18 protein-coding genes are annotated in these 20,755 nt (G+C 64.5%); 9 read left to right on the top strand and 9 right to left on the bottom strand.

The window, feature by feature from the left end:
* Positions 1–103 precede the first annotated feature (103 nt).
* On the top strand, positions 104–2,896 hold the full coding sequence (glnE, locus tag AABE10_RS24200; RefSeq protein ID WP_342935764.1) for a bifunctional [glutamate--ammonia ligase]-adenylyl-L-tyrosine phosphorylase/[glutamate--ammonia-ligase] adenylyltransferase: 2,793 nt from the start codon (positions 104–106) through the stop codon (positions 2,894–2,896).
* 231 nt (positions 2,897–3,127) lie between these two features.
* Here the strand turns inward: glnE and recN are convergent, their stop codons facing one another.
* Complete coding sequence (recN, locus tag AABE10_RS24195; RefSeq protein ID WP_342935763.1) at positions 3,128–4,795, bottom strand: DNA repair protein RecN; 1,668 nt, start codon at positions 4,793–4,795, stop codon at positions 3,128–3,130.
* Between the two features lie 79 nt (positions 4,796–4,874).
* Positions 4,875–5,777 (bottom strand): NAD kinase, encoded by a 903-nt coding sequence (locus AABE10_RS24190; RefSeq protein WP_342935762.1) that lies wholly within the window; start codon positions 5,775–5,777, stop codon positions 4,875–4,877.
* Between the two features lie 306 nt (positions 5,778–6,083).
* Here AABE10_RS24190 and hrcA point away from each other — a divergent pair, with 306 nt between their 5' ends.
* From hrcA to AABE10_RS24175, 3 genes are all read left to right on the top strand, one after another.
* Positions 6,084–7,103: a heat-inducible transcriptional repressor HrcA gene (gene hrcA / locus AABE10_RS24185; protein ID WP_090870768.1), complete on the top strand. Its 1,020-nt coding sequence runs from the start codon at positions 6,084–6,086 to the stop codon at positions 7,101–7,103.
* Positions 7,104–7,297: 194 nt separating this feature from the next.
* On the top strand, positions 7,298–8,368 hold the full coding sequence (gene hemH, locus AABE10_RS24180; RefSeq protein WP_342935761.1) for a ferrochelatase: 1,071 nt from the start codon (positions 7,298–7,300) through the stop codon (positions 8,366–8,368).
* Positions 8,369–8,464: 96 nt separating this feature from the next.
* Positions 8,465–8,872: an RNA-binding S4 domain-containing protein gene (locus tag AABE10_RS24175; RefSeq protein ID WP_342935760.1), complete on the top strand. Its 408-nt coding sequence runs from the start codon at positions 8,465–8,467 to the stop codon at positions 8,870–8,872.
* On the opposite strand, the gene AABE10_RS24170 is transcribed toward AABE10_RS24175, so the two are convergent.
* On the bottom strand, positions 8,844–9,005 hold the full coding sequence (locus AABE10_RS24170; RefSeq protein WP_177200512.1) for a hypothetical protein: 162 nt from the start codon (positions 9,003–9,005) through the stop codon (positions 8,844–8,846). The two genes, AABE10_RS24175 and AABE10_RS24170, sit on opposite strands and share 29 nt — an antisense overlap.
* Positions 9,006–9,352: 347 nt before the next feature.
* Here AABE10_RS24170 and grpE point away from each other — a divergent pair, with 347 nt between their 5' ends.
* The 5 genes from grpE (at position 9,353) to AABE10_RS24145 (ending at position 15,875) form a co-directional block, all read left to right on the top strand.
* Positions 9,353–9,952, top strand: coding sequence for a nucleotide exchange factor GrpE (gene grpE / locus AABE10_RS24165; protein ID WP_342935759.1), 600 nt, complete (start codon positions 9,353–9,355; stop codon positions 9,950–9,952).
* Positions 9,953–9,971: 19 nt separating this feature from the next.
* Complete coding sequence (locus AABE10_RS24160) at positions 9,972–10,469, top strand: thioredoxin family protein (RefSeq protein ID WP_342935758.1); 498 nt, start codon at positions 9,972–9,974, stop codon at positions 10,467–10,469.
* A 152-nt stretch (positions 10,470–10,621) separates the two neighbouring features.
* A complete protein-coding gene (dnaK, locus tag AABE10_RS24155; RefSeq protein WP_342935757.1) occupies positions 10,622–12,574 on the top strand; it encodes a molecular chaperone DnaK in 1,953 nt (650 codons plus the stop codon).
* 262 nt (positions 12,575–12,836) lie between these two features.
* Positions 12,837–13,970, top strand: a complete 1,134-nt coding sequence (gene dnaJ, locus AABE10_RS24150) for a molecular chaperone DnaJ (RefSeq protein WP_342935756.1) — start codon at positions 12,837–12,839, stop codon at positions 13,968–13,970.
* Positions 13,971–13,994: 24 nt separating this feature from the next.
* Positions 13,995–15,875, top strand: a complete 1,881-nt coding sequence (locus AABE10_RS24145; RefSeq protein WP_342935755.1) for a bifunctional anthranilate synthase component I family protein/class IV aminotransferase — start codon at positions 13,995–13,997, stop codon at positions 15,873–15,875.
* Between the two features lie 33 nt (positions 15,876–15,908).
* On the opposite strand, the gene AABE10_RS24140 is transcribed toward AABE10_RS24145, so the two are convergent.
* The 6 genes from AABE10_RS24140 to AABE10_RS24115 all read right to left on the bottom strand — a co-directional run bounded on the left by AABE10_RS24140 (position 15,909) and on the right by AABE10_RS24115 (position 20,752).
* Positions 15,909–16,043 (bottom strand): hypothetical protein, encoded by a 135-nt coding sequence (locus AABE10_RS24140; RefSeq protein ID WP_342935754.1) that lies wholly within the window; start codon positions 16,041–16,043, stop codon positions 15,909–15,911.
* A gap of 205 nt (positions 16,044–16,248) precedes the next feature.
* On the bottom strand, positions 16,249–17,064 hold the full coding sequence (panB, locus tag AABE10_RS24135) for a 3-methyl-2-oxobutanoate hydroxymethyltransferase (RefSeq protein WP_342935753.1): 816 nt from the start codon (positions 17,062–17,064) through the stop codon (positions 16,249–16,251).
* 42 nt (positions 17,065–17,106) lie between these two features.
* Entirely contained in the window at positions 17,107–17,787 is a 681-nt protein-coding gene (locus AABE10_RS24130) for a deoxynucleoside kinase (RefSeq protein WP_342935927.1), read from the bottom strand.
* An 11-nt stretch (positions 17,788–17,798) separates the two neighbouring features.
* Entirely contained in the window at positions 17,799–18,386 is a 588-nt protein-coding gene (gene folK / locus AABE10_RS24125) for a 2-amino-4-hydroxy-6-hydroxymethyldihydropteridine diphosphokinase (RefSeq protein WP_342935752.1), read from the bottom strand.
* 48 nt (positions 18,387–18,434) lie between these two features.
* Positions 18,435–20,069 (bottom strand): polynucleotide adenylyltransferase PcnB, encoded by a 1,635-nt coding sequence (pcnB, locus tag AABE10_RS24120; protein ID WP_342935751.1) that lies wholly within the window; start codon positions 20,067–20,069, stop codon positions 18,435–18,437.
* A complete protein-coding gene (locus tag AABE10_RS24115) occupies positions 20,066–20,752 on the bottom strand; it encodes an HAD family hydrolase (RefSeq protein WP_342935750.1) in 687 nt (228 codons plus the stop codon). Before AABE10_RS24115 ends, pcnB begins: the two co-directional genes overlap by 4 nt.
* Positions 20,753–20,755 lie beyond the last annotated feature (3 nt).

Below are 20,755 nucleotides of genomic sequence, written 5' to 3'. Positions count from 1 at the left end.
GCAGCGGGCGCGCGCAAGGCCACACGGGGTGCCGGTGCCTTGCGCGAGCAACGGCCGCGAGATACCCCCGCCGCAATCCAGCAACAAGCGAGCCAGATCCTTGATGACCGAACCACCTCTGTTGAGTTCCAGCTATTCGCACTACGCATCGCGTGCCTATGCGGCGCAACCCAATCTCGCGGCGCGAGTCGCGGCGCTGGCGGCGGCGCCCATCAATCGGCAGCGCATCGACGCGCGGCTCGACGCGCTTGCCGACGCATTGCGGGCGGCGCCCGATGCGCCGCTTTCCGAGGACGCGCTGAAAAAGGCGCTGCGTCAGCTTCGTACTGAAGTGTTTTGCGCAGTGATGGAGCGCGACCTGACGGGCGCGGCCGACGTGGCCGAAGTGACGGGCACGATGACCGATCTCGCCGAAGCGACGATCCAGCGCGCGATGGCCGTCGTTTCCGCCGATCTCGAAGCGCTCTTCGGCGAGCCGCGCGGCTCGCAGGGCGAGCGGCTGTCGCTCGGCGTGGTCGGCATGGGCAAGCTGGGCGGGCGCGAGCTGAACGTATCGTCGGACATCGACCTGATCTTCGTCTACGAAGACGACGGCGAGACGACGGGCGGCCAGCGCTCGCCCATCGCGACGCAGGACTTCTTCACGCGACTCGGCAAGCGGCTGATCGCGGCGCTCGCCGAAGTGACGGCCGACGGCTACGTGTTTCGCGTCGATATGCGGCTGCGGCCGAATGGCGATTCCGGGCCGCTCGTGTGCAGTCTCGGCATGCTCGAAGAGTATTTCTACGTGCAGGGCCGCGAATGGGAACGCTACGCGTGGATCAAGGGGCGGCTCGTGTCCGCGCTGGCGAGCGAGTCGGCGCGCAGGCTTTCGAAGCAGCTCGACTCGATCGTGAAGCCGTTCGTCTACCGGCGTTACCTGGACTTCGGCGTAATCAGCGCGATCCGCTCGCTGCATCTGCAGATTCGCCAGGAAGCGCAGCGGCGCGCGTCGATGCGCCCCGACAAGGCCGACGATATCAAGCTCGGCCGCGGCGGCATCCGCGAGATCGAGTTCAGCGCGCAGGTGTTCCAGCTGATACGCGGCGGCCAGGACGCGGGCTTTCGCGTGCGTCCGACGCTCGCCGTGCTGACGCATGCGGCCGCGCGCGGCCTCGTTTCGCCGGAAGTGTGCGCGGATCTGTCGAGCGCGTATCTGTTCCTGCGCGAGCTCGAACACCGCTTGCAGTACCGCAATGACGCGCAGACCCACGCGATGCCCGTCGATTCGAGCGAGCGCGCGCATCTCGCGAAGTCGATGGGCTTCGACGATTACGCGTCGCTGATGGCGAAGCTTGAAGCGCATCGCGAACTGGTCGAGCAGCAGTTCGACCAGATTTTCGCCGACAAGGTGAGCGGGCAGGGCGGCTGCGGCGCGCCCGAAGACGGCGCGGCGGCGTGGGTCTGGAGTAGCGCGCTCGCCGACGACGGCGCCGACGAAGCGCTCGCTGCGCGCCTCGTCGAGCTGGGCATCGACGCGCCCGGCGATCTGCTCGCGCGGCTCAAAGCCGTGTGGCAGTCATCGCGCTATGCCGGTCTCGCGGAACGCAGCCGGCAACGCTTCGATATCGTCGCGCAGCGCGCCCTCGAGGCCGCGCGCACGCTTGAGCCGCCCGAGCGGCGGGCCGACATTCTCGTGCGCCTGTTCGATCTGCTCGAAGGCGTAGGACGGCGCGGCGCGTATCTCGCGCTGCTGACGGAGTATCCGCAGGCGCTGCATCGCGTGCTGTCGGTGCTGGGCGCGTCGCGCTGGGCGGCCGGCTATCTGATCCGCCATCCACAACTGCTCGACGAGCTGCTCGACGACGAAGCGATGGCCAGTCCATTCGACTGGCCCGAGTTCAAGCGAGCGCTGCGCGCGCGGCTCGCGGCAGCCGACGGCGTCGAACAGCAGATGGACCTGCTGCGCCACGCGCACCAGGCCGAAGTGTTCCGCATTCTGCTGATCGATCTGGCGGGCAAGCTGAGCGTCGAGCATGTCAGCGACCGTCTGTCAGAACTCGCGGACGCCGTGCTCGACGTGACGATCGAAGCCGTCTGGAACCAGCTTGCGAAGCGCCATCGCGACGTGCCGCGCTTCGCGATCATCGCGTACGGCAAGCTCGGCGGAAAGGAGCTCGGCTACGCATCGGACCTCGATCTGATCTTTCTCTACGACGACCCGGACGACAACGCGTCGGACACCTACGCGACTTTCACGCGCCGCCTGATTACGTGGCTCACGACGGCGACGGGCGCGGGCATCCTGTTCGACGTCGACTTGCGGCTGCGTCCGAACGGCGAGTCGGGTCTGCTCGTGACGGACCTCGACGCATTCCGACGCTATCAGCTGCGCGAAGGCGACGCGGCCAATACGGCATGGGTCTGGGAGCACCAGGCGCTTACGCGGGCGCGCTATTGCGCGGGCGATCCCGAGATCGGCGCGAAGTTCGAGGCGATCCGCGAACAGGTGTTGACGACGCCGCGCGACGCGGCTGCGCTTGCCGGCGAGATTATCGACATGCGCCGGCGTGTCGAAGAAGGCCATCCGAATCGCACCGAGCTGTTCGATCTGAAGCACGATCGCGGCGGCATGGTCGATATCGAGTTCGCCGTGCAGTACTGGGTGCTGCTGCATGCGGCGCGCGATCCCGAGCTTATCCGCAACACGGGCAACATCGCATTGCTGCGCGAGGTGTCGCGTTTCGGCCTGATGAGCGGAGAGGAGGCGGATACCGTCGGCGCGGCTTATCGGACGTATCGCAAGCTGCAGCACAAGCTGCGGCTCGACGGAATGGAAAAGGCGCGGGTCGAGCCGCAGACCGTCGAGAAAGAACGCGAGGCCGTGTTGCGGTTGTGGAAGCGGGTGTTCGGGTGAGTCGTGCTGCGGCAAAAGCGTGCGGGGCGCTATGCGTTCAGGTGCTGCGGCGCAGGAGTTCAGGGAGTCAGGCGCGGACCCTATTGAACGACGCCCCGTCACGCGAGGCGTCAGGTTAGGCGCAAACGGGCTTGCGCGAACCGGGCGAATTGGGTGAATACCGGGACCGAGTGGCCCGCGCCGCAAACGGCCACGCGCGAGCAATGGGACGCCGCGCGCGCCGTTCGGGACTCAGGCCGTCGTCAGCATTTCCTTCGCGTGCTTGCGCGTGGTGGCCGTGATCTCCAGGCCGCCCAGCATGCGCGCGACCTCTTCGATACGGCTCGTCTTGTCCAGCGACGTGACAGTGCTGATCGTACCGCCCTTGCCGTTGCCGCTCTTCGCGACCTGGAAGTGATGATCGCCGCGTGCGGCGACCTGCGGCAGATGCGTCACGCACAATACCTGGCGATGCTCGCCGAGCTGATGCAGCAGGCGTCCGACCACTTCCGCGACGCCGCCGCCAATACCCGTGTCAACTTCGTCGAAGATCAGCGTGGGCGTGGGGCTCGCCGTGCTAGCGATTACCGCGAGGGCGAGACTGATACGCGCGAGTTCGCCACCCGAGGCCACTTTCGCGAGCGGCCGCAGCGGCACGCCCGCATGACCGGCGACGCGGAATTCGATCTGCTCCATCCCATGCGCGCCGCCTTCGGGCAGCGGCACGAGCGCGACCTCGAAGCTGCCGCCCGCCATCGAAAGTTCCTGCATGCCCGCCGTCACGGCCGAGCCCAGCGCCTTCGCAGCCTTCGCGCGCGCCTTCGACAGCACCTTCGCTTCGGCGACGTACGCGTCTTTCGCCTTGACCTCGGCGGCACGGAGCGCGTCGAGATCGGCGGCGGCATCGAGCCTTGCGAGCTGTTCGCGGCGTTCCTGATGCTCTTGCGGCAGTGCTTCGGGTTGCAGACGGAACTTGCGTGCAGCCGAGTGCAGCGCGTCGAGACGCTTTTCGACCTGAGCGAGCCGATCGGGGTCGAGTTCGAGCCGCTGCGCGTAGTGACTCAGCGAGTACGCGGCTTCCTGCAACTGGATTTCGGCCGGTTCCAGCGCCGCGAGCGCGTCGTTCAGCTCGGGATCGATCTCGGCGAGATCGCGCAGCTTCGAGATGATCGACGACAGATGCCCGATCATTGCGTCGTCGGATTCGGACAGCGCGGATAGCGCGCCCTGCACGCCGTCGATCAGATTCGCCGAATGAGACAGCCGTCGATGCTCCGCGTTGACCTCTTCCCACTCGCCGGGCTGAGGCGCGAGCTTGTCCAGTTCCGTGAGCTGCCATGCGAGCCGCTCGCGTTCGAGTTGCAGCTCGCGGTCCCGGGTTTGCGCGGTTTCGACGGCCTGCGCCGCATCGCGCCACGCACGCCACGCGCGCGTCACGGCTGTGCTCGTATCGAGCAGCCCCGCGTGCGTATCGAATAGCTCGCGTTGCGCGTCGGGGCGCATTAGAAGTTGGTGCGCGTGCTGGCCGTGAATATCGACGAGCATTTCGCCGACTTCGCGCAGTTGCGTGAGCGTGGCTGCCGTGCCGTTGATGAACGCGCGCGAGCGGCCGTTTGCATCGATCACGCGCCGAAGCATCACCGTATCGCCATGTTCCGATTCACCGGCGGCGAGCGCCTGCTCGTCGAGCCATGCATCGACGAGTGGGTGCGTTTCGAACTCCGCCGTGATGTCCGCGCGCGCTTCACCCGAGCGCACGACGCTCGCATCGGCGCGCGAGCCGAGCGCCAGCGCGAGCGCGTCGATCAGAATGGATTTGCCGGCGCCCGTTTCGCCGGAGAAGACCGTAAAGCCGCTATCGAATTCGAGGTCGAGCGCGGCGACGATGACGAAGTCGCGTATCGAGAGGTGGCGGAGCATGGCTCGTCTGTCTGGCGTGGCTTGCGTGATGGTTGGCGTTACGTTGTCCTGCGGCGTCTTGCGGGCTGTGCGAGCCCGTTCAGTCGTCCGGGTCGTCTTCGTGCGACGGGTATTCGTTCCAGTGCAGCTTCTTGCGCAGCGTCGCGTAATAGCTGTAGCCGACGGGGTGCAGGAACGGCACCGTATGGCGCGAGCGGCGCACGTCGATCGTGTCGTTCAGTTCGAGCGCGGTGAACGACTGCATGTCGAAGTTCACGTTGACGTCGCGGCCCGAGATGATCTGGATGCTGACCTTCGAATCGTCGGGCAGCACGATGGGCCGGTTCGACAGCGCATGCGGCGCGATCGGCACGAGCACGAGTCCCTGGAGCTGCGGATGCAAAATCGGCCCCTGCGACGACAGCGCATAAGCCGTCGAGCCCGTCGGCGTCGCGACGATCAGACCGTCCGAGCGCTGGTTGTACATAAAGCGTCCATCCACCGACACGCGAAGTTCCGCCATGCCCGAAAAGCCCGAACGGTTCACGACGACGTCGTTGAACGCGAGCGCATGGTAGATCGGCTGACCGGCGCGCATGATCCGCGATTCGAGCAGCGTGCGCTCTTCGCGCTCGAAGCTGCCCGACAGCATTTGCGGGATGATCTCGCGCATGTCAGAGAACGGGATGTCCGTGATGAAGCCGAGCCGCCCGTGGTTGATACCGATGAGCGGCGTCTTGTACGGCGCCAGTTGGCGGCCGATGCCGAGCATCGTGCCGTCGCCGCCGAGTACGATCGCGACGTCCGCGCGCGCGCCGATTTCGGCCGGACGCAGCATTGGCCAGCGCGTCACGCCGATTTCGTGCGCGGTTTCCGCCTCGAACGCGACCTCGAAGCCGAGCTTTTCGACGCACGTGGCGAGCGCGGTCAGCGGCTCCCCGATGCCCGGCGTATTGCTGCGCCCGACGAGCGCAACGGACTTGAACTGGCTGTTAGCTTGCATGCCGGCATTACACCATAGGTGCGACCCGAAAAGAACCGTCGGCGGCGGGCGCGCCGGGTGGGCGGATGTCCCGTCGCCGCGCGCTACCGTCCAGCCATTGGCCGATTATCGTTAGAATGGTGAAGTCCTCATGACAGACGTGACGACTGCATAGGCGAACGAGCGGCGGCGCGAGCGCGGATGGGGTGCTGCGCAGCGCGTGGCCCGCGGCAGCGCACCCGTTGCGTTGCATGCTGGCGTGTGCTCGCCGCTGTATGGACGGCTGTTCGGTTCGCTGTTCGGTCATTACGCTAAAATTTGCTCGCCATGCTAGATCCTCGCGCACAAACCCTCCTGAAAACGCTGATCGAGCGATATATCGCCGAGGGTCAGCCGGTTGGCTCGCGCACATTGTCGCGGTACTCCGGGCTCGAGCTCAGCCCGGCGACCATCCGCAACGTGATGTCCGATCTGGAGGAACTGGGCCTCGTTATCAGTCCGCATACGTCGGCGGGACGCATTCCGACACCACGCGGCTACCGGCTTTTCGTCGACACGATGCTGACCGTCGAGCCCGCCGCCGATGACGATGCCGTGATGCGCGCGGTGAAAACGACGCTCCAGCCCGGCGAGCCGCAGAAGGTTGTCGCGGCGGCGGCGAGCGTGCTGTCCAATCTGTCGCAGTTCGCGGGCGTGATCCTGACGCCGCGCCGCAGCCACGTGTTCAAGCAGATTGAATTCCTGCGCCTGTCCGACAAGCGCATCCTCTTGATCATCGTGACGCCCGAAGGCGACGTGCAGAACCGCATCATGGCGACGCAGCGCGATTTCACGCCGTCCCAGCTCACCGAGGCGTCGAATTACATCAACGCACACTTCGCGGGCCTGTCGTTCGACGAGGTGCGAAGGCGTCTGCGCGAAGAGATCGACGAATTGCGCGGCGACATGACGACGCTGATGCATGCGGCCGTCACCGCCAGCACCGACGTCACCGACACAGGCGAAACCGTGTTGATTTCCGGCGAGCGCAACCTGCTCGAAGTCGCCGATCTGTCGTCGGATATGGCGCGGCTGCGCAAGCTCTTCGATGTATTCGATCAAAAGACGAGTCTCCTTCAGTTGCTCGACGTGTCGAGTCACGCGCAAGGCGTGCAGATTTTCATTGGCGGCGAGTCGAATCTCGTCCCCATCGAGGAAATGAGCGTCGTGACCGCGCCGTATGAAGTGAACGGCAAGATCGTCGGTACGCTCGGTGTGATCGGGCCGACGCGCATGGCGTACAACCGCGTGATTCCCATCGTCGACATCACCGCCCGACTGCTTTCGATGACGCTCAGTCAGCAGTAAGCGGCAGCAACGGCGCGCTACGTCCGCTGGCACATCGCCGCCGTTGTGATGGTCATCATGCGCGGCGTTTTTCGTCGTGCCAGTTGGCCGAATGGCCAGGTATCGGCGGCAGACCGCGCCGCTATAATGTTCTCCAGCCCAATACGTTCAATACGACCATTACGTGCCGCGCCTGCGCGGCGTTTCTCCAGCCTATGCGCTTCGACCTCGAGCGACCTTCGCAGCCTGCCGCGGCACATCGTGTCGCCGTACTGCTCATCAACCTTGGTACGCCCGATGCGCCGACGCCTCGCGCTGTGCGGCGCTATCTCGCGCAGTTCCTGTCCGATCCGCGCGTGGTCGAGATCCCGTCGTTCCTGTGGCAGATCGTCCTGCGTCTCGTGATCCTGCCGTTTCGCGGCGCGGCATCGGCGAAGAAGTACGCAGCCGTGTGGATGCCGGAGGGCTCGCCGTTGCGCGTACACACGGAGAAGCAGGCCGAAGGGCTGCGGCATCTGCTGCAGGTGAACGACTATGCAGTGATCGTCGATTACGCGATGCGCTACGGCACGCCCGGCATTCCCGCGATGCTCAACCAGCTCAAGCTGGCAGGCGCCGAGCGCATCCTGCTGATGCCGATGTACCCGCAGTATTCGTCGTCGACCACGGCTACCGCCTTCGACGATGCATTCGCTGCGCTCAAGCGGATGCGCAATCAGCCGGAAGTCCGCACCGTGCGCCAGTACGCGGACCATCCCGCGTATATCGCGGCGCTGGCCGCGCAGGTGAATCACTATTGGCACACGCACGGCCGTCCCGATTTCGCAGCGGGCGACAAGGTCGTGCTGAGCTTCCACGGTGTGCCGAAGCGCACGCTGGATCTGGGCGATCCGTATCACGAGCAATGTCAGCAGACGGCGTCTTTGTTGATGCACGCGCTCGGGCTCACGTCCGTCGAATGCCGCGTGACGTTCCAGTCGCGCTTCGGCAAGGCGGAGTGGCTGCAGCCTTATACGGCGCCGACGTTGAAGGAACTGGGCGCGGCGGGCGTGCGCCGCGCGGATGTATTCTGTCCGGGCTTCACGGCCGACTGCCTTGAAACCATCGAGGAAATCGGCATGGAAGTGCGTGATGAATTCATTCATGCAGGCGGGAAAGTTTTTCACGCCATTCCGTGCCTGAACGCGTCGCCGGCGTGGATCGCGGCGCTCGGCGAAATCGTCGCGCAGCATCTGCAAGGCTGGCCCGTTCAGGCGAACGTGCCGCAAAGCGCATCCGTGGCTTGAAATTTCGCGTCCGGCATGCAATGTGCGTTCATGACCGGCGGACGTCTTTCGAGACGTATTCCGTATGACCGCGCCTCGGCGCTCGAAGAAGGACTGATGAACTACAAGATTTCTACCGAACCTGGCGCACGCTTGCGCATCGACAAATGGCTATGGGCGGCGCGCTTCTTCAAGACGCGCTCGATCGCGGCGGACGCCGTCGAGAAGGGCCGGGTGCGGATCGGCGGTGCGGCCGTGAAGCCGGCGAAGGATGTGCGCGTTGGCGATATGGTCGAGATCGAGATCGAACGGGTCGTGTGGCAGGTCGAGGTGCTCGGCGTATGCGACGTGCGCGGCCCGGCGAGCGTCGCGCAGACGCTCTACGCGGAAACCGAAGAGAGCAGGCACAAGCGGCAGCTCGAGCATGAGCGGCGCAAGACGTATCGCGAGCCGGCCGCCGGGTTACATGGCCGGCCGACCAAGCGCGACAGACGCGTTATCGACAAAATTTCCAGTGGGGGTTGAACAGCTGTTCGATCGTCGCGTGCACGCCGCCGTATTCGGTCGTGCGGTCGTTGACGACGCCGGACATGCAGATGGTCGTGGTGCCTGCGATGAGTACCATTGCGACCACCGATATAGCGAAGGTCAGTTTCACGGTACTCCCCTTGGAGATTGCAAGCGGAAACGGGCGGTTCAGCTAGTGGTAAGGTGGGCGTCAGGTTAGGGTTAACGTGCCTTTTCGGACGCTCAAGATGAGTTTAGGACACTCGCGCAGCGCGCTCAATCTTATTATGATGACGCGCCTGAAATGCTTGTTACCGCGCATTTCCGGGCGCCTGCAAGGTGCAAAAAACCTTTCGGGTGCCTTGAAATACGGCGTACGCGCCCTTACTTCGACGGTTGATGCGCGGCCGGCGGGTCGTAAGCGGCACAACGTCCATCGGGTGGTCCGCATGACCCTTCCGCCGTTTCTTGGCCTTAATTTTTTTGAATTTCAGCGACATGGAAAACACGCAAGAGAAACCGACGAGCCAGAACCCCACGCCCGCCGACGAAGCGCGCCAGGCCGCAGAGGCCGCATCGGGCGAGCAGCAGGCACAGCAGCCGGAAGCGGGCGCTGCCGAACAGCCGGCGCAACCCGCGCAGGCAGACGCCGAGGCCGCGCTGGCCGAAGCTCAGGCGAAACTAGCTGAACTGCAGGAAAGCTTCCTGCGCGCGAAAGCGGAGACGGAAAACGTTCGCCGCCGCGGCCAGGAGGATGTCGCGAAGGCGCACAAATTCGCGATCGAAAGTTTTGCCGAGCATTTGCTGCCCGTCGTCGACAGTCTCGAAGCCGCCGTTGCGCATTCGACCGACGATCTGGCGAAGGTGCGCGAAGGCGTCGAACTCACGCTGCGTCAGCTGACGGGCGCGCTCGAAAAGGGCAAGGTCGTCGCGCTGAATCCGGTCGGCGAGAAGTTCGATCCGCATCGCCATCAGGCCATTTCGATGGTGCCGGCCGAGCAGGAGCCGAACACCGTCGTCGCCGTGCTGCAAAAGGGCTACGTGATCGCCGATCGCGTGCTGCGTCCGGCGCTGGTGACGGTCGCGGCGCCCAGGTAAGCGCCTGTCCGTACCCATCATGGCCGGCATACCCGTCGACAGCGCCGCGTTCGCGGCCTTCGACATGCAGGAACTCACCGCCGAAACGTTCGACTCCGGGCTTCAGTCCGCGGGGGAGAACCTGGCGGTGGTGTTTTTCTGGGGGCTCGATTGCTACAACTGCGAGATCGCGAAAAAGGCGATGCTCGCGCAGCCGGACGCAATCCGCGCGCTCGGCCTGCGGTGGTTTCACAGCAATGTCTACGAGCATCGCGATCTCGGCCGGCGCTTCATGCTGCACGGCGTGCCGACATGGTTCTTCTTCCATCGCGGCAAGCGTCTCGGCCGGGCGACCGGCTGGCACGGGCTCGCACAGTTCGAGGCGGCCGTCGCCGCGGCCCGTGAGAAAATGCGCGCGGCCGAAGGCCCAGGCGCGGTAGGCGCAGGGGCAGGCACGGCGGCTGGCTCGGACGCATCCGGCTCAGGCGCCGCTGGCGGGACTGGCAAACCAGCCTCGGACAACGGCCGCACCGATTGAAAAAATTTAATGACCGCATCGTATTTGGGGTCTTGAAAACGATGTGAGCGCACTTATGTTGAGTGCAGGGTGAAATTCAGGGCGGGGCGCCCGGTGGCCGGATGGGCCAGCCAGCGATGCCCGCAGCGATCAAAGTCAGGAGATTAGTAAAAATGGGCAAAATCATCGGCATCGACCTCGGCACCACCAACTCGTGCGTGGCGCTGATGGAAGGCAACCAGGTCAAGGTGATCGAGAACTCGGAAGGTGCTCGTACCACGCCGTCGATCATCGCCTACATGGACGACAACGAAGTGCTCGTCGGCGCGCCGGCGAAGCGTCAGTCCGTCACCAACCCGAAGAACACGCTGTACGCGGTCAAGCGGCTGATCGGCCGCCGCTTCGAAGAAAAGGAAGTGCAGAAGGACATCGGCCTGATGCCCTACAAGATCGTCAAGCACGATAACGGCGATGCATGGGTCGAGGCGCACGGGCAAAAACTCGCGCCGTCGCAAGTGTCGGCGGAAGTCCTGCGCAAGATGAAGAAGACGGCTGAGGACTATCTCGGCGAGACCGTCACGGAAGCCGTGATTACGGTGCCGGCATACTTCAACGATAGCCAGCGCCAGGCCACGAAGGACGCGGGCCGCATCGCCGGTCTCGAAGTCAAGCGGATCATCAACGAGCCGACGGCAGCTGCGCTCGCGTTCGGTCTGGACAAGGCCGAAAAGGGCGACCGCAAGATCGCGGTGTTCGACCTGGGCGGCGGCACGTTCGATATCTCGATCATCGAAATCGCGGACGTGGACGGCGAGAAGCAGTTCGAAGTGCTGTCGACGAACGGCGATACGTTCCTCGGCGGTGAAGACTTCGACCAGCGCATCATCGACTACATCATCGGCGAGTTCAAGAAAGAGCAGGGCGTCGATCTGTCGAAGGACGTGCTCGCGTTGCAACGCCTGAAGGAAGCCGCTGAAAAGGCGAAGATCGAACTGTCGTCGGGTCAGCAGACGGAAATCAACCTGCCGTACATCACGGCGGACGCATCGGGTCCGAAGCACCTGAACCTGAAGATCACGCGCGCCAAGCTGGAAGCGCTGGTCGAAGACCTGATCGAGCGCACGATCGAACCGTGCCGCATCGCGATCAAGGACGCAGGCGTGAAGGTCGGCGAAATCGACGACGTGATTCTCGTCGGCGGCCAGACGCGCATGCCGAAGGTGCAGGAAAAGGTGAAGGAGTTCTTCGGCAAGGAACCGCGCCGTGACGTGAACCCGGACGAAGCCGTTGCTGTCGGCGCGGCGATCCAGGGCCAGGTGTTGTCGGGCGACCGCAAGGACGTGCTGCTGCTCGACGTGACGCCGCTGTCGCTGGGCATCGAAACGCTCGGCGGCGTGATGACGAAGATGATCAACAAGAACACCACGATCCCGACGAAGCACGCTCAGGTGTATTCGACGGCGGACGACAACCAGGGCGCCGTGACGATCAAGGTGTTCCAGGGCGAGCGCGAAATGGCGGCGGGCAACAAGCTGCTGGGCGAGTTCAACCTGGAAGGCATTCCGCCCGCACCGCGCGGCGTGCCGCAGATCGAAGTGACCTTCGACATCGACGCGAACGGCATCCTGCACGTCGGCGCGAAGGACAAGGCCACGGGCAAGGAAAACCGCATCACGATCAAGGCGAACTCGGGTCTGTCCGAAGCCGAAATCGAGAAGATGGTGAAGGACGCGGAAGCGAACGCGGAAGAAGATCACAAGCTGCGTGAACTGGCGGATGCCCGCAACCAGGGCGACGCGCTGGTCCACAGCACGAAGAAGGCGCTCACTGAGTACGGCGACAAGCTGGACGCGGGCGAGAAGGAAAAGATCGAAGCCGCGCTGAAGGATCTCGAAGAGACGCTGAAGAACGGCTCGAGCGACAAGGCTACGATCGAAGCGAAGATCGAGACAGTTGCAACGGCGTCGCAGAAGCTCGGCGAAAAGATGTACGCCGACATGCAGGCGCAAGGTGCAGCAGGCGCCGCGGGTGCGGGTGGCGCGGCGGGCGCGGAAGCATCGGGCGCGAGCCAGCAGCAGGCCGACGACGTCGTGGACGCCGAGTTCAAGGAAGTGAAGAAGGACTAAGCCGGGTTGCTCCTTAACCGCAAGGCTGCGCATAACGATATGCGCAGCCCGGCTGCAAGAGGTTGGCGCCTGACGGAAGTCTGCGGCGTTTGACCGGATCACGCGCCTGGCGAGCCTTTTTGGCTCTCCGGGCACATTTGTTTTATGGAGGGCGCGGCTTTTGACCCGTAATTGCGGTCGAGGCCCAAGCCTTACGAGTCGCGAGACTCCAGCATTCAAGAGGAGCCGCCGCGCCGCAGTGCGCGGATGGCGTTGAACCGATATGGCGAAACGGGATTACTACGACGTTCTGGGCCTCGCAAAGAACGCGAGCGACGACGAAATCAAGAAGGCTTATCGCAAGCTCGCGATGAAGTATCACCCCGACCGCAATCCGGGCAACAAGGATGCGGAAGAGCATTTCAAAGAGGTGAAGGAAGCCTATGAAATGCTGTCGGACTCGCAAAAGCGCGCGGCCTATGACCAGTACGGCCATGCGGGCGTCGATCCGAACATGGCGGGAGCGGGCGCTCAGGGTTTCGGCGGTTTTGCCGACGCATTCGGCGATATTTTCGGCGACATCTTCGGCCAGGCGGCGGGCGGTGGACGCGGCGGCCGCAGCGGTCCGCAGGTGTATCGCGGCGCCGATCTGCGCTACAGCATGGAAATCACGCTCGAACAGGCCGCGCACGGCTACGATACTCAGATCCGCGTGCCGAGCTGGGTGTCGTGTGAAGTCTGTCATGGCTCGGGCGCAAAGCCGGGCACGAAGCCGGAAACCTGCCCGACCTGTAACGGCGCGGGCGCGGTGCGGATGTCGCAGGGTTTTTTCAGCATCCAGCAGACGTGTCCGAAGTGCCACGGCACGGGCACCTACATCCCTGAGCCTTGCACGCACTGCCACGGCGCGGGCAAGACGAAGGAAACCAAGACGCTGGAAGTGAAGATTCCGGCAGGCATCGACGACGGCATGCGCATCCGTTCGGCGGGCAATGGCGAGCCCGGCATCAACGGCGGTCCGTCGGGCGACCTGTACGTCGAGATTCACATCAAGGCGCACCCGGTATTCGAGCGAGACGGCGACGACCTGCATTGCCAGATGCCGATCCCGTTCACGAAGGCGGCATTGGGCGGCGAGATCGAAGTGCCGACGCTCGCTGGGCGCGCGAGCTTCACCGTGCCGGAGGGCACGCAGTCGGGCAAGACGTTCCGTCTGCGCAGCAAGGGCATCAAGGGTCTGCGTTCGAGCATCGCTGGCGACCTCTACGTGCACGTGCAGGTGGAAACGCCCGTCAAGCTCACCGAGTCGCAGCGCGAATTGTTGCAGCAGTTCGAGAAGTCGCTGGTCGAAGGCGGCGCGCGCCACAGCCCGCAGAGCAAGAGCTGGTTCGACCGGGTCAAGAGCTTCTTCGACTAACGCGTTCCGAAGTTGGCGGTATGCATGACGTCTCACGAAACAGCGGTTCACGAAAGAGGCACCGTCTTCGCGTTGCTGGACGACTGCGACTCCACGCCAGGTCGCCGGACGAGCCGGCTCTACACCGGCTTCCGGCACGAGCGCGCGTGCACTGACGTCGCGCAACTGGATGCCGTCTGCGAGGCGGTGTCGGCCGATGTGAACGGCGGCCTTTTCGCCGTCGTGCTGGCCGACTACGAATTCGGACGAGCCATGCATCAGAAGACGCAGCGCGCCGCCGGCACGCTGCGTTTTTTGTTGTTCGATTCTTGCCAGAAGATGTCGCGCGACGAGGTCGACACGTGGCTCGCGCTGTACGACAGCGCGGCTGTCGAGCCGTCGGTGGCGGGCATCGGCGGCGTCGAGGCGAGCGTCGACGAACGCGAATTCACGCAGGCCATCGGCGCGATTCACGACGCCTTGCGCGCCGGCGACTCCTATCAGATCAACTACACATACCGGCTCGGCTTCGACGTGTTCGGCACGCCCGCCGCGCTGTTCCGGCGAGTGCGCGCGCGGCAGTCGGTGCACTACGGCGCGCTGATCGCGTTGCCGGACAGCCGTTGGGTCGTGTCGTGCTCACCGGAACTGTTCGTCGAGAAGAAGGGCGCTTCGCTGCGCACGCGGCCAATGAAAGGCACCATGCCGCGCTCGACCGATTCGGCGCAAGACCGCGCGGCCGCCGATTTTCTCGCCCACGATCCGAAGAATCGCGCGGAAAACGTGATGATCGTCGACTTGCTGCGCAACGACCTGTCGCGGATTGCCGAAACGGGCACCGTGAAAACGCCGGCGCTTTTTTCGATCGAGCCGTATCAGTCGCTGTGGCAGATGACATCGACCGTCACGGCGACGATGCGGGCGCGCACCACTTTCGCCGATGTCTTGCGCGCGCTCTTTCCGTGCGGCTCGATCACGGGCGCGCCAAAGCACAAGACGATGCAACTGATCGAGCAACTCGAATCGACGCCGCGCGGCCTGTACACGGGCGCGATCGGCTGGCTCGATGCGCAGCCGGATCTCGGCGAAGCAGTTGGCCGGCAGTGCGGCGATTTCTGCCTGTCGGTGGCGATCCGCACGCTGACGCTCGGCGCGCCGACGCAGGCCGGCCGGCGGCGCGGCGAAATGGGCATCGGCGCGGGTATCGTGCTCGATAGCGTCGCGCAAGACGAATACGCGGAGTGCAAATTGAAAGCGCGTTTTCTGACGGAAGCCGATCCCGGTTTCCAGCTGTTCGAAACGATGTACGCGACACATGAGGACGGCGTGCGGCACCTCGATCGTCATATCGCGCGGCTTGGAAGCAGCGCCCGCTGGCTGGGCTTCGCCTTCGATGAAGAGGCCGTGCGCGCGAAGCTCGCCGCGCAATGTGCCGCGCTGCGCGCCGACACACCGCACCGGATGCGGCTGACCCTCGACAAGACGGGCGCGGTGGAAATCACCTGCGCACTGCTTGTTCCGCTGACGGAGGAAGTGGTCGGCGTGCTGCTCGGCCCCGATCACGGGTTCGCGACGACGCAGGCGGCCGATCCGCTGTTGTTGCACAAGACGACGCGCCGCGCGGAATACGATCGCGGCTGGCGGCAAGCCGAAACCCATGATGCGTTCGATACGCTGTTCTTCAACGAGAAAGGCGAGTTGACCGAGGGCGGACGATCGAACGTGTTTGTGAAGCTGGAAGGCCGGTGGTGGACGCCGCCGTTGTCGTCGGGTGTGTTGCCGGGCGTGATGCGGAGCGTGCTGCTCGATGATCCCGCGATGCAGGCGGGCGAGCGCGTATTGACTCGGGACGATGTGTCGAACGCAGAGGCGCTGATGCTCTGCAATGCGCTGCGCGGGGCGTTGCCGGCGCGGATTATCGGTTGATTGTTCTGGCCGGCGGATCGGAGAGCGCGCGCATCAGCCGCGACGGCGATGGATCAGTCGCCCGATCCACGCGCCGAGACGCTCGTGCCAGGTGACGTCGTCGTGTTGATGACGGGGGCTTGCGTGGTCACGAATGCTCGTGACGTCGATCAGGCAAACGGGGCTCATGGTCGTCTCTCCGTTGACGCGCGGGTCCGCGCGTTGAAACGAGAACGAAGATAAACGACGGAAATTGCACGTCGAATCGAACACCGAATCGCACCGGCCTTAAAAGAATCCGGAGGTCTGGTTCGGCTTCGGCCGGCGACTGAACGGCAACAGCGGTGGCGTATGCCTGTATCAGCACACGCCGCCGCGTGTTCTCACGGCGCGCTCAGAACGTGTGCTCGGTCCCCGGAAAGGTGCCGTCCTTCACGGCACGCACATACGTTTCGACGGCAGCCAGAATGCTCGGCTGTCCCTGCATGAAATCCTTCACGAAGCGCGGACGCTTGCCGGGGAAAATACCCAGCATGTCGTGCAGCACCAGCACCTGACCCGAGCACTCGATGCCCGCGCCGATGCCGATCGTCGGAATGCGCAGTTGCTTCGTCACTTCAGCGGCGAGCAGCGTCGGCATTGCTTCCATCACGATCAGTTGCGCGCCCGCGTCCTGCATCGCGCGCGAATCGCGCAGCAGCTGGCTCGCGCCCGCTTCCGTCTTGCCTTGCACCTTGAAGCCGCCGAACGCGTGCACCGATTGCGGCGTGAGTCCGACATGCGCGCACACGGGCACCGAGCGCTCGACGAGAAAGCGCACGGTATCGGCGAGCCATTCGCCGCCTTCGAGCTTCACCATCTGCGCGCCCGCCTGCATCACCTTCACGGCGCTCGCGAACGCATCGGCGGGCGTGCCGTACGTGCCGAACGGCATGTCGGCGACGATCAGCGCGGATGGCTGCGCGCGCGCGACGCACGCCGTGTGATAAGCGATGTCATCGAGCGTGACGGGCAGCGTCGTCGTTTGCCCTTGCAGCACGTTGCCGAGCGAGTCGCCGATCAGCAGCACGTCGACGCCCGCGCGATCGAGCAGCGCCGCGAAGCTCGCGTCGTAGCACGTGAGCATGGCGATCTTCTCGCCGGCCTCGCGCATCGCCTGCAGTTTCGGGACCGTGACGGCGCTGCGGCTCGTCTCCTGCAAATAGGTCATGGGATGTCCGATGGGAATGCGGCAGCGCGCTACAGCCAGACGCTATAGCGCGGAGCCTTTGACAAAGAATTCCTTGCGCCCGCGCATCGTTTCGACGCGCTCGACGAGCAGAGCAAGGTCCGCGTCGGAATCGAGCGGATTCAGGTGTTCAGCGTTGACGGTGAGAACGGGCGCGCCGTCGTAGTGATAGAAAAATTCGTTGTACGCGTCGCACAGCGAGCGCAGGTACGCATCGGAGATCTGCAGCTCCATCGGCACCGCGCGCTTCTGGATGCGCGAGAACAGCACCTCGGGGCTCGCCTGCAGATAGATGATCAGATCCGGCGCCGGGCCCGGCACATCGAGCCGTGCGGACAGCGCGCGGTACAACTGGTATTCGTCGTCCTGCAGCGTCAGACGCGCGAAGATGTCGTTCTTCTGCGTCATGAAATCGGTGATGAGCGGCGTGCCTGCCGTGCGTAGCGCGTCGATGTCCTGCACCTGCTGCGCGCGCTGCAACGCGAAACTCAGTTGCGCGGGCAACGCATAGCGCGACGTGTCGCGATAGAAGCGTTCGAGAAACGGATTGTCCTGCGGGCGCTCGAACAGTTCGTGCATCGACCAGCGTTGCGCGAGCCGGCGCGCGAGCGAGGTCTTGCCTACGCCGATCGGCCCTTCGATCGTCAGATAGCCGTGCGGCGGACGCAGATCGGGTGCGGTGACGGTGAGCGGCGGGGCGGTCATCGGCAGCGAGTTCATCGGCAACCGCCCTTGGGGGCGTTGCCCGCTTCGCTATCATTGGCTGTCTGCGCGCTCGCTGCATTTGGCGCTGCGTTCGCCATGGTCCCCATCGGACATTGACACGCCGACTTCATCTTCTCGATACGCTGATCGGCGACAGCCGCAAGAAACGAATCGGCGCGGCCGCGTTGCGGAATGATCAGCGTGGGTTCGATTTCGACGAGCGGCACGAGCACGAACGCGCGCTCCGTCATCCGCGGATGCGGCACGATCAGATCCGGTTCGTCGATTGCGTGTTCGCCGTAAAGCAGGATGTCGAGATCGAGCGTGCGCGGCGCGTTGCGAAAGGGGCGCTCGCGGCCGAACTGATGCTCGATCTTGTGGCACAGCGCGAGCAGATGCCGCACGGGCATCGTCGTTTCGAGCTTCACGACGAGATTCAGATAATCGTCGCCGCCCGCGTCGATCGGGGCGGTTCGATAGAAGCTCGATTTCGCGAGCACGGTGATGGTGTGCTGTTGTGCCAGGCACACCACCGCGTCTTTCAGGGTCTGGCGCGCGTCCCCGAGATTCGCGCCCAGGCCGAGATAGGCAACCGTCATGGCATAACTTCCTGCAACTTGCGTTCGACGGCGCGCGCCGGAACTGCGTCAGTCGTCATGCGGGCCGTCTTGGCTCGCATCGTTCGCTGCGCGGTTTCCTGAACCCGTTCCGCCCTCCATTCCGTCGCCCTGTTTGCTGCGATTGCGGCTGCTGCGTCGCCGTCGTTTTCTGGGCGTCCGGTCCTTCCCGCCTTGCGCAAGCAGTGCTTCGCGCGCGGCAGCGTCTCCTTCGATGAACTCCGTCCACCACGAACCGACCGACTCATCCAGTTCGCCCGATTCGCAGCGCAACAGGAGGAAATCATACGCCGCTCTAAATCTTTGGTGTTCCAGCAGCTTCAGCGCGGTCCGGCCCGAGCGTTTTTCGAGGCGATGCTGAAGGCCCCAGATCTCGCGCATGTCCGACGAGAAGCGCTTGTGGATCGCGAGCTTTTCCGTCTGCATGTCGAGTACGTCGTCCATGGCCTGATGAAGCGCAGGCACCGGGTATTCGGCGTTCGCCTGGTATTGCTGCCAGCGTTGCTGGACGTCGTGCCACAGGAGCGTCGCAAACAGAAAGCCCGGCGAGACCGGCTTGCCCGCGCGAACGCGCGCGTCGGTGTTGTTCAGCGCGAGCGTGATGAACCGCTCGCCATGCGGCTGTTCGAGCACCACGTCGAGCAGCGGCAAGAGGCCGTGATGCAGGCCTTCCTTGCGCAGACGTTGCAGGCACGCGAGCGCATGGCCCGACAGCAGCAGCTTGAGCATCTCGTCGAAGAGACGCGCGGCGGGCACGTTGTTGATCAGATCGGCGAGATCCGTGATCGGCGCGCGCGTCGCTTCTTCGATTTCGAAATCGAGCTTCGCGGCGAAGCGCACAACGCGCAGCATGCGCACGGGGTCTTCGCGATAGCGCGTGGCCGGGTCGCCGATCATGCGCAGGAGGCGCGCGCGCACGTCGGACATGCCGTTGTGATAGTCGAGCACCGTCTGCGTCGCGGGGTCGTAGTACATCGCGTTGACGGTGAAGTCGCGGCGTGTCGCGTCTTCGTGCTGCTCGCCCCAGACATTGTCGCGCAGAACGCGGCCGCTCGCGTCGACGGCATGCGTGCGCCGGTCGAGCTCGTCGCGCTTCAGGCGGCGCGGCGGCGCGGCGCTGACATTGGCATCGGCGGCCGGCGCGTCGACCAGCGCGCGGAACGTCGAGGTCTCGATGATTTCCTGGCCGAACTGCACATGCACGATCTGAAAGCGCCGCCCGATGATGCGCGCGCGCCGAAAGAGCTTCTGCACCTGTTCGGGCGTGGCGTCGGTGGCGACGTCGAAGTCTTTCGGCGCGATGCCGAGCAGCAGGTCGCGCACCGCGCCGCCGACGATGAACGCGCGGAAGCCAGCTTCTTGCAGGCCTTCCGTGACGCGAATCGCGTTGCGCGAAATCAGCGACGGGTCGATGCCGTGAATTTCGGAGGAGATGATGACGGGCGCTTCCGGCTCGGGTACGCCTGCCGCGGCCGGCTTGCGGCGCGAGCCGCCTTTCGATGATGCAGCACTGCCTTTCGACGACGCGGCGGCCGTGCGGCCGGTGCGCGCGCGTTCATGGCTGTTGCCGTTATGCGGATTGTCGTCGGTTTGAGCGGACGACGCGGCCTCGTCGGCGGGGTCCGCGTCCTGTCCTAGCAGCTTGCGAATGAGTTTCTTGATCACGTGGGTTGAAAGAGTTCGAGGATGCGCCAGCCGTGCTTCTGCGCGTGAGCGCGCAACGTGTCGTCGGGGTTGGTCGCGATCGGGTCGGTGACCTTTTCGAGCAGCGGGATGTCGTTGTGCGAATCGCTGTAGAAATAACTGCGCTCGAAGTCCGACCAGGTTTTGCCCAGCGACGCAAGCCATTCCTCCGTGCGCACGATCTTGCCTTCGCGGTAGCTAGGCGTGCCCTTCGGAAAGCCTGTGTAGGCCGAAGCCGGATGGCCGTCGATCGTCTCCACTTCGCACGCGATCAGCTTCTCGACGCCGAACGCTTCGGCGATGGGCGCCGTGATGAACTCGTTGGTCGCCGTGACCACGCAGCACAGGTCGCCTGCATCTCGATGCTTGCGCACCAGTTCCATCGCGGCTGGAATGATCGCGGGTTTGATCACTTCGTGCATGTACTGGTCGTGCCACGCCTTCAGCTGCTCGCGCGAATACTTCGCGAGCGGCGTCAGCATGGCGACCAGATATGCATGAATGTCGAGCTTGCCGACCTTGTAGTCGGCATAGAAGCGGTCGTTCTCACGCGCGAAATTCTCGGCGTCGACGATGCCGAGCTTCACCATGAAGCGGCCCCATTCGTGGTCGCTGTCGGTGGGGATGAGCGTGTGATCGAGGTCGAAGAGAGCGAGGTTGGCCATGGG

The organism is Paraburkholderia diazotrophica, from assembly GCF_038900755.1.
Lineage (GTDB): Bacteria > Pseudomonadota > Gammaproteobacteria > Burkholderiales > Burkholderiaceae > Paraburkholderia > Paraburkholderia diazotrophica_A.
Note: the sequence above shows the minus strand (reverse complement) of the source record. Positions and strands in the feature narration are given on the sequence as shown.

What these genes read in the sequence shown, in the direction of transcription:
- glnE (WP_342935764.1), top strand. Translation starts at nt 104, where the DNA reads ATGACCGAACCACCTCTGTTGAGTTCCAGCTATTCGCACTACGCATCG.
- recN (WP_342935763.1), bottom strand. Translation starts at nt 4,795, where the DNA reads ATGCTCCGCCACCTCTCGATACGCGACTTCGTCATCGTCGCCGCGCTC.
- AABE10_RS24190 (WP_342935762.1), bottom strand. Translation starts at nt 5,777, where the DNA reads ATGCAAGCTAACAGCCAGTTCAAGTCCGTTGCGCTCGTCGGGCGCAGC.
- hrcA (WP_090870768.1), top strand. Translation starts at nt 6,084, where the DNA reads ATGCTAGATCCTCGCGCACAAACCCTCCTGAAAACGCTGATCGAGCGA.
- hemH (WP_342935761.1), top strand. Translation starts at nt 7,298, where the DNA reads ATGCGCTTCGACCTCGAGCGACCTTCGCAGCCTGCCGCGGCACATCGT.
- AABE10_RS24175 (WP_342935760.1), top strand. Translation starts at nt 8,465, where the DNA reads ATGAACTACAAGATTTCTACCGAACCTGGCGCACGCTTGCGCATCGAC.
- grpE (WP_342935759.1), top strand. Translation starts at nt 9,353, where the DNA reads ATGGAAAACACGCAAGAGAAACCGACGAGCCAGAACCCCACGCCCGCC.
- AABE10_RS24160 (WP_342935758.1), top strand. Translation starts at nt 9,972, where the DNA reads ATGGCCGGCATACCCGTCGACAGCGCCGCGTTCGCGGCCTTCGACATG.
- dnaK (WP_342935757.1), top strand. Translation starts at nt 10,622, where the DNA reads ATGGGCAAAATCATCGGCATCGACCTCGGCACCACCAACTCGTGCGTG.
- dnaJ (WP_342935756.1), top strand. Translation starts at nt 12,837, where the DNA reads ATGGCGAAACGGGATTACTACGACGTTCTGGGCCTCGCAAAGAACGCG.
- AABE10_RS24145 (WP_342935755.1), top strand. Translation starts at nt 13,995, where the DNA reads ATGACGTCTCACGAAACAGCGGTTCACGAAAGAGGCACCGTCTTCGCG.
- AABE10_RS24140 (WP_342935754.1), bottom strand. Translation starts at nt 16,043, where the DNA reads ATGAGCCCCGTTTGCCTGATCGACGTCACGAGCATTCGTGACCACGCA.
- panB (WP_342935753.1), bottom strand. Translation starts at nt 17,064, where the DNA reads ATGACCTATTTGCAGGAGACGAGCCGCAGCGCCGTCACGGTCCCGAAA.
- AABE10_RS24130 (WP_342935927.1), bottom strand. Translation starts at nt 17,787, where the DNA reads ATGACCGCCCCGCCGCTCACCGTCACCGCACCCGATCTGCGTCCGCCG.
- folK (WP_342935752.1), bottom strand. Translation starts at nt 18,386, where the DNA reads ATGACGGTTGCCTATCTCGGCCTGGGCGCGAATCTCGGGGACGCGCGC.
- AABE10_RS24115 (WP_342935750.1), bottom strand. Translation starts at nt 20,752, where the DNA reads ATGGCCAACCTCGCTCTCTTCGACCTCGATCACACGCTCATCCCCACC.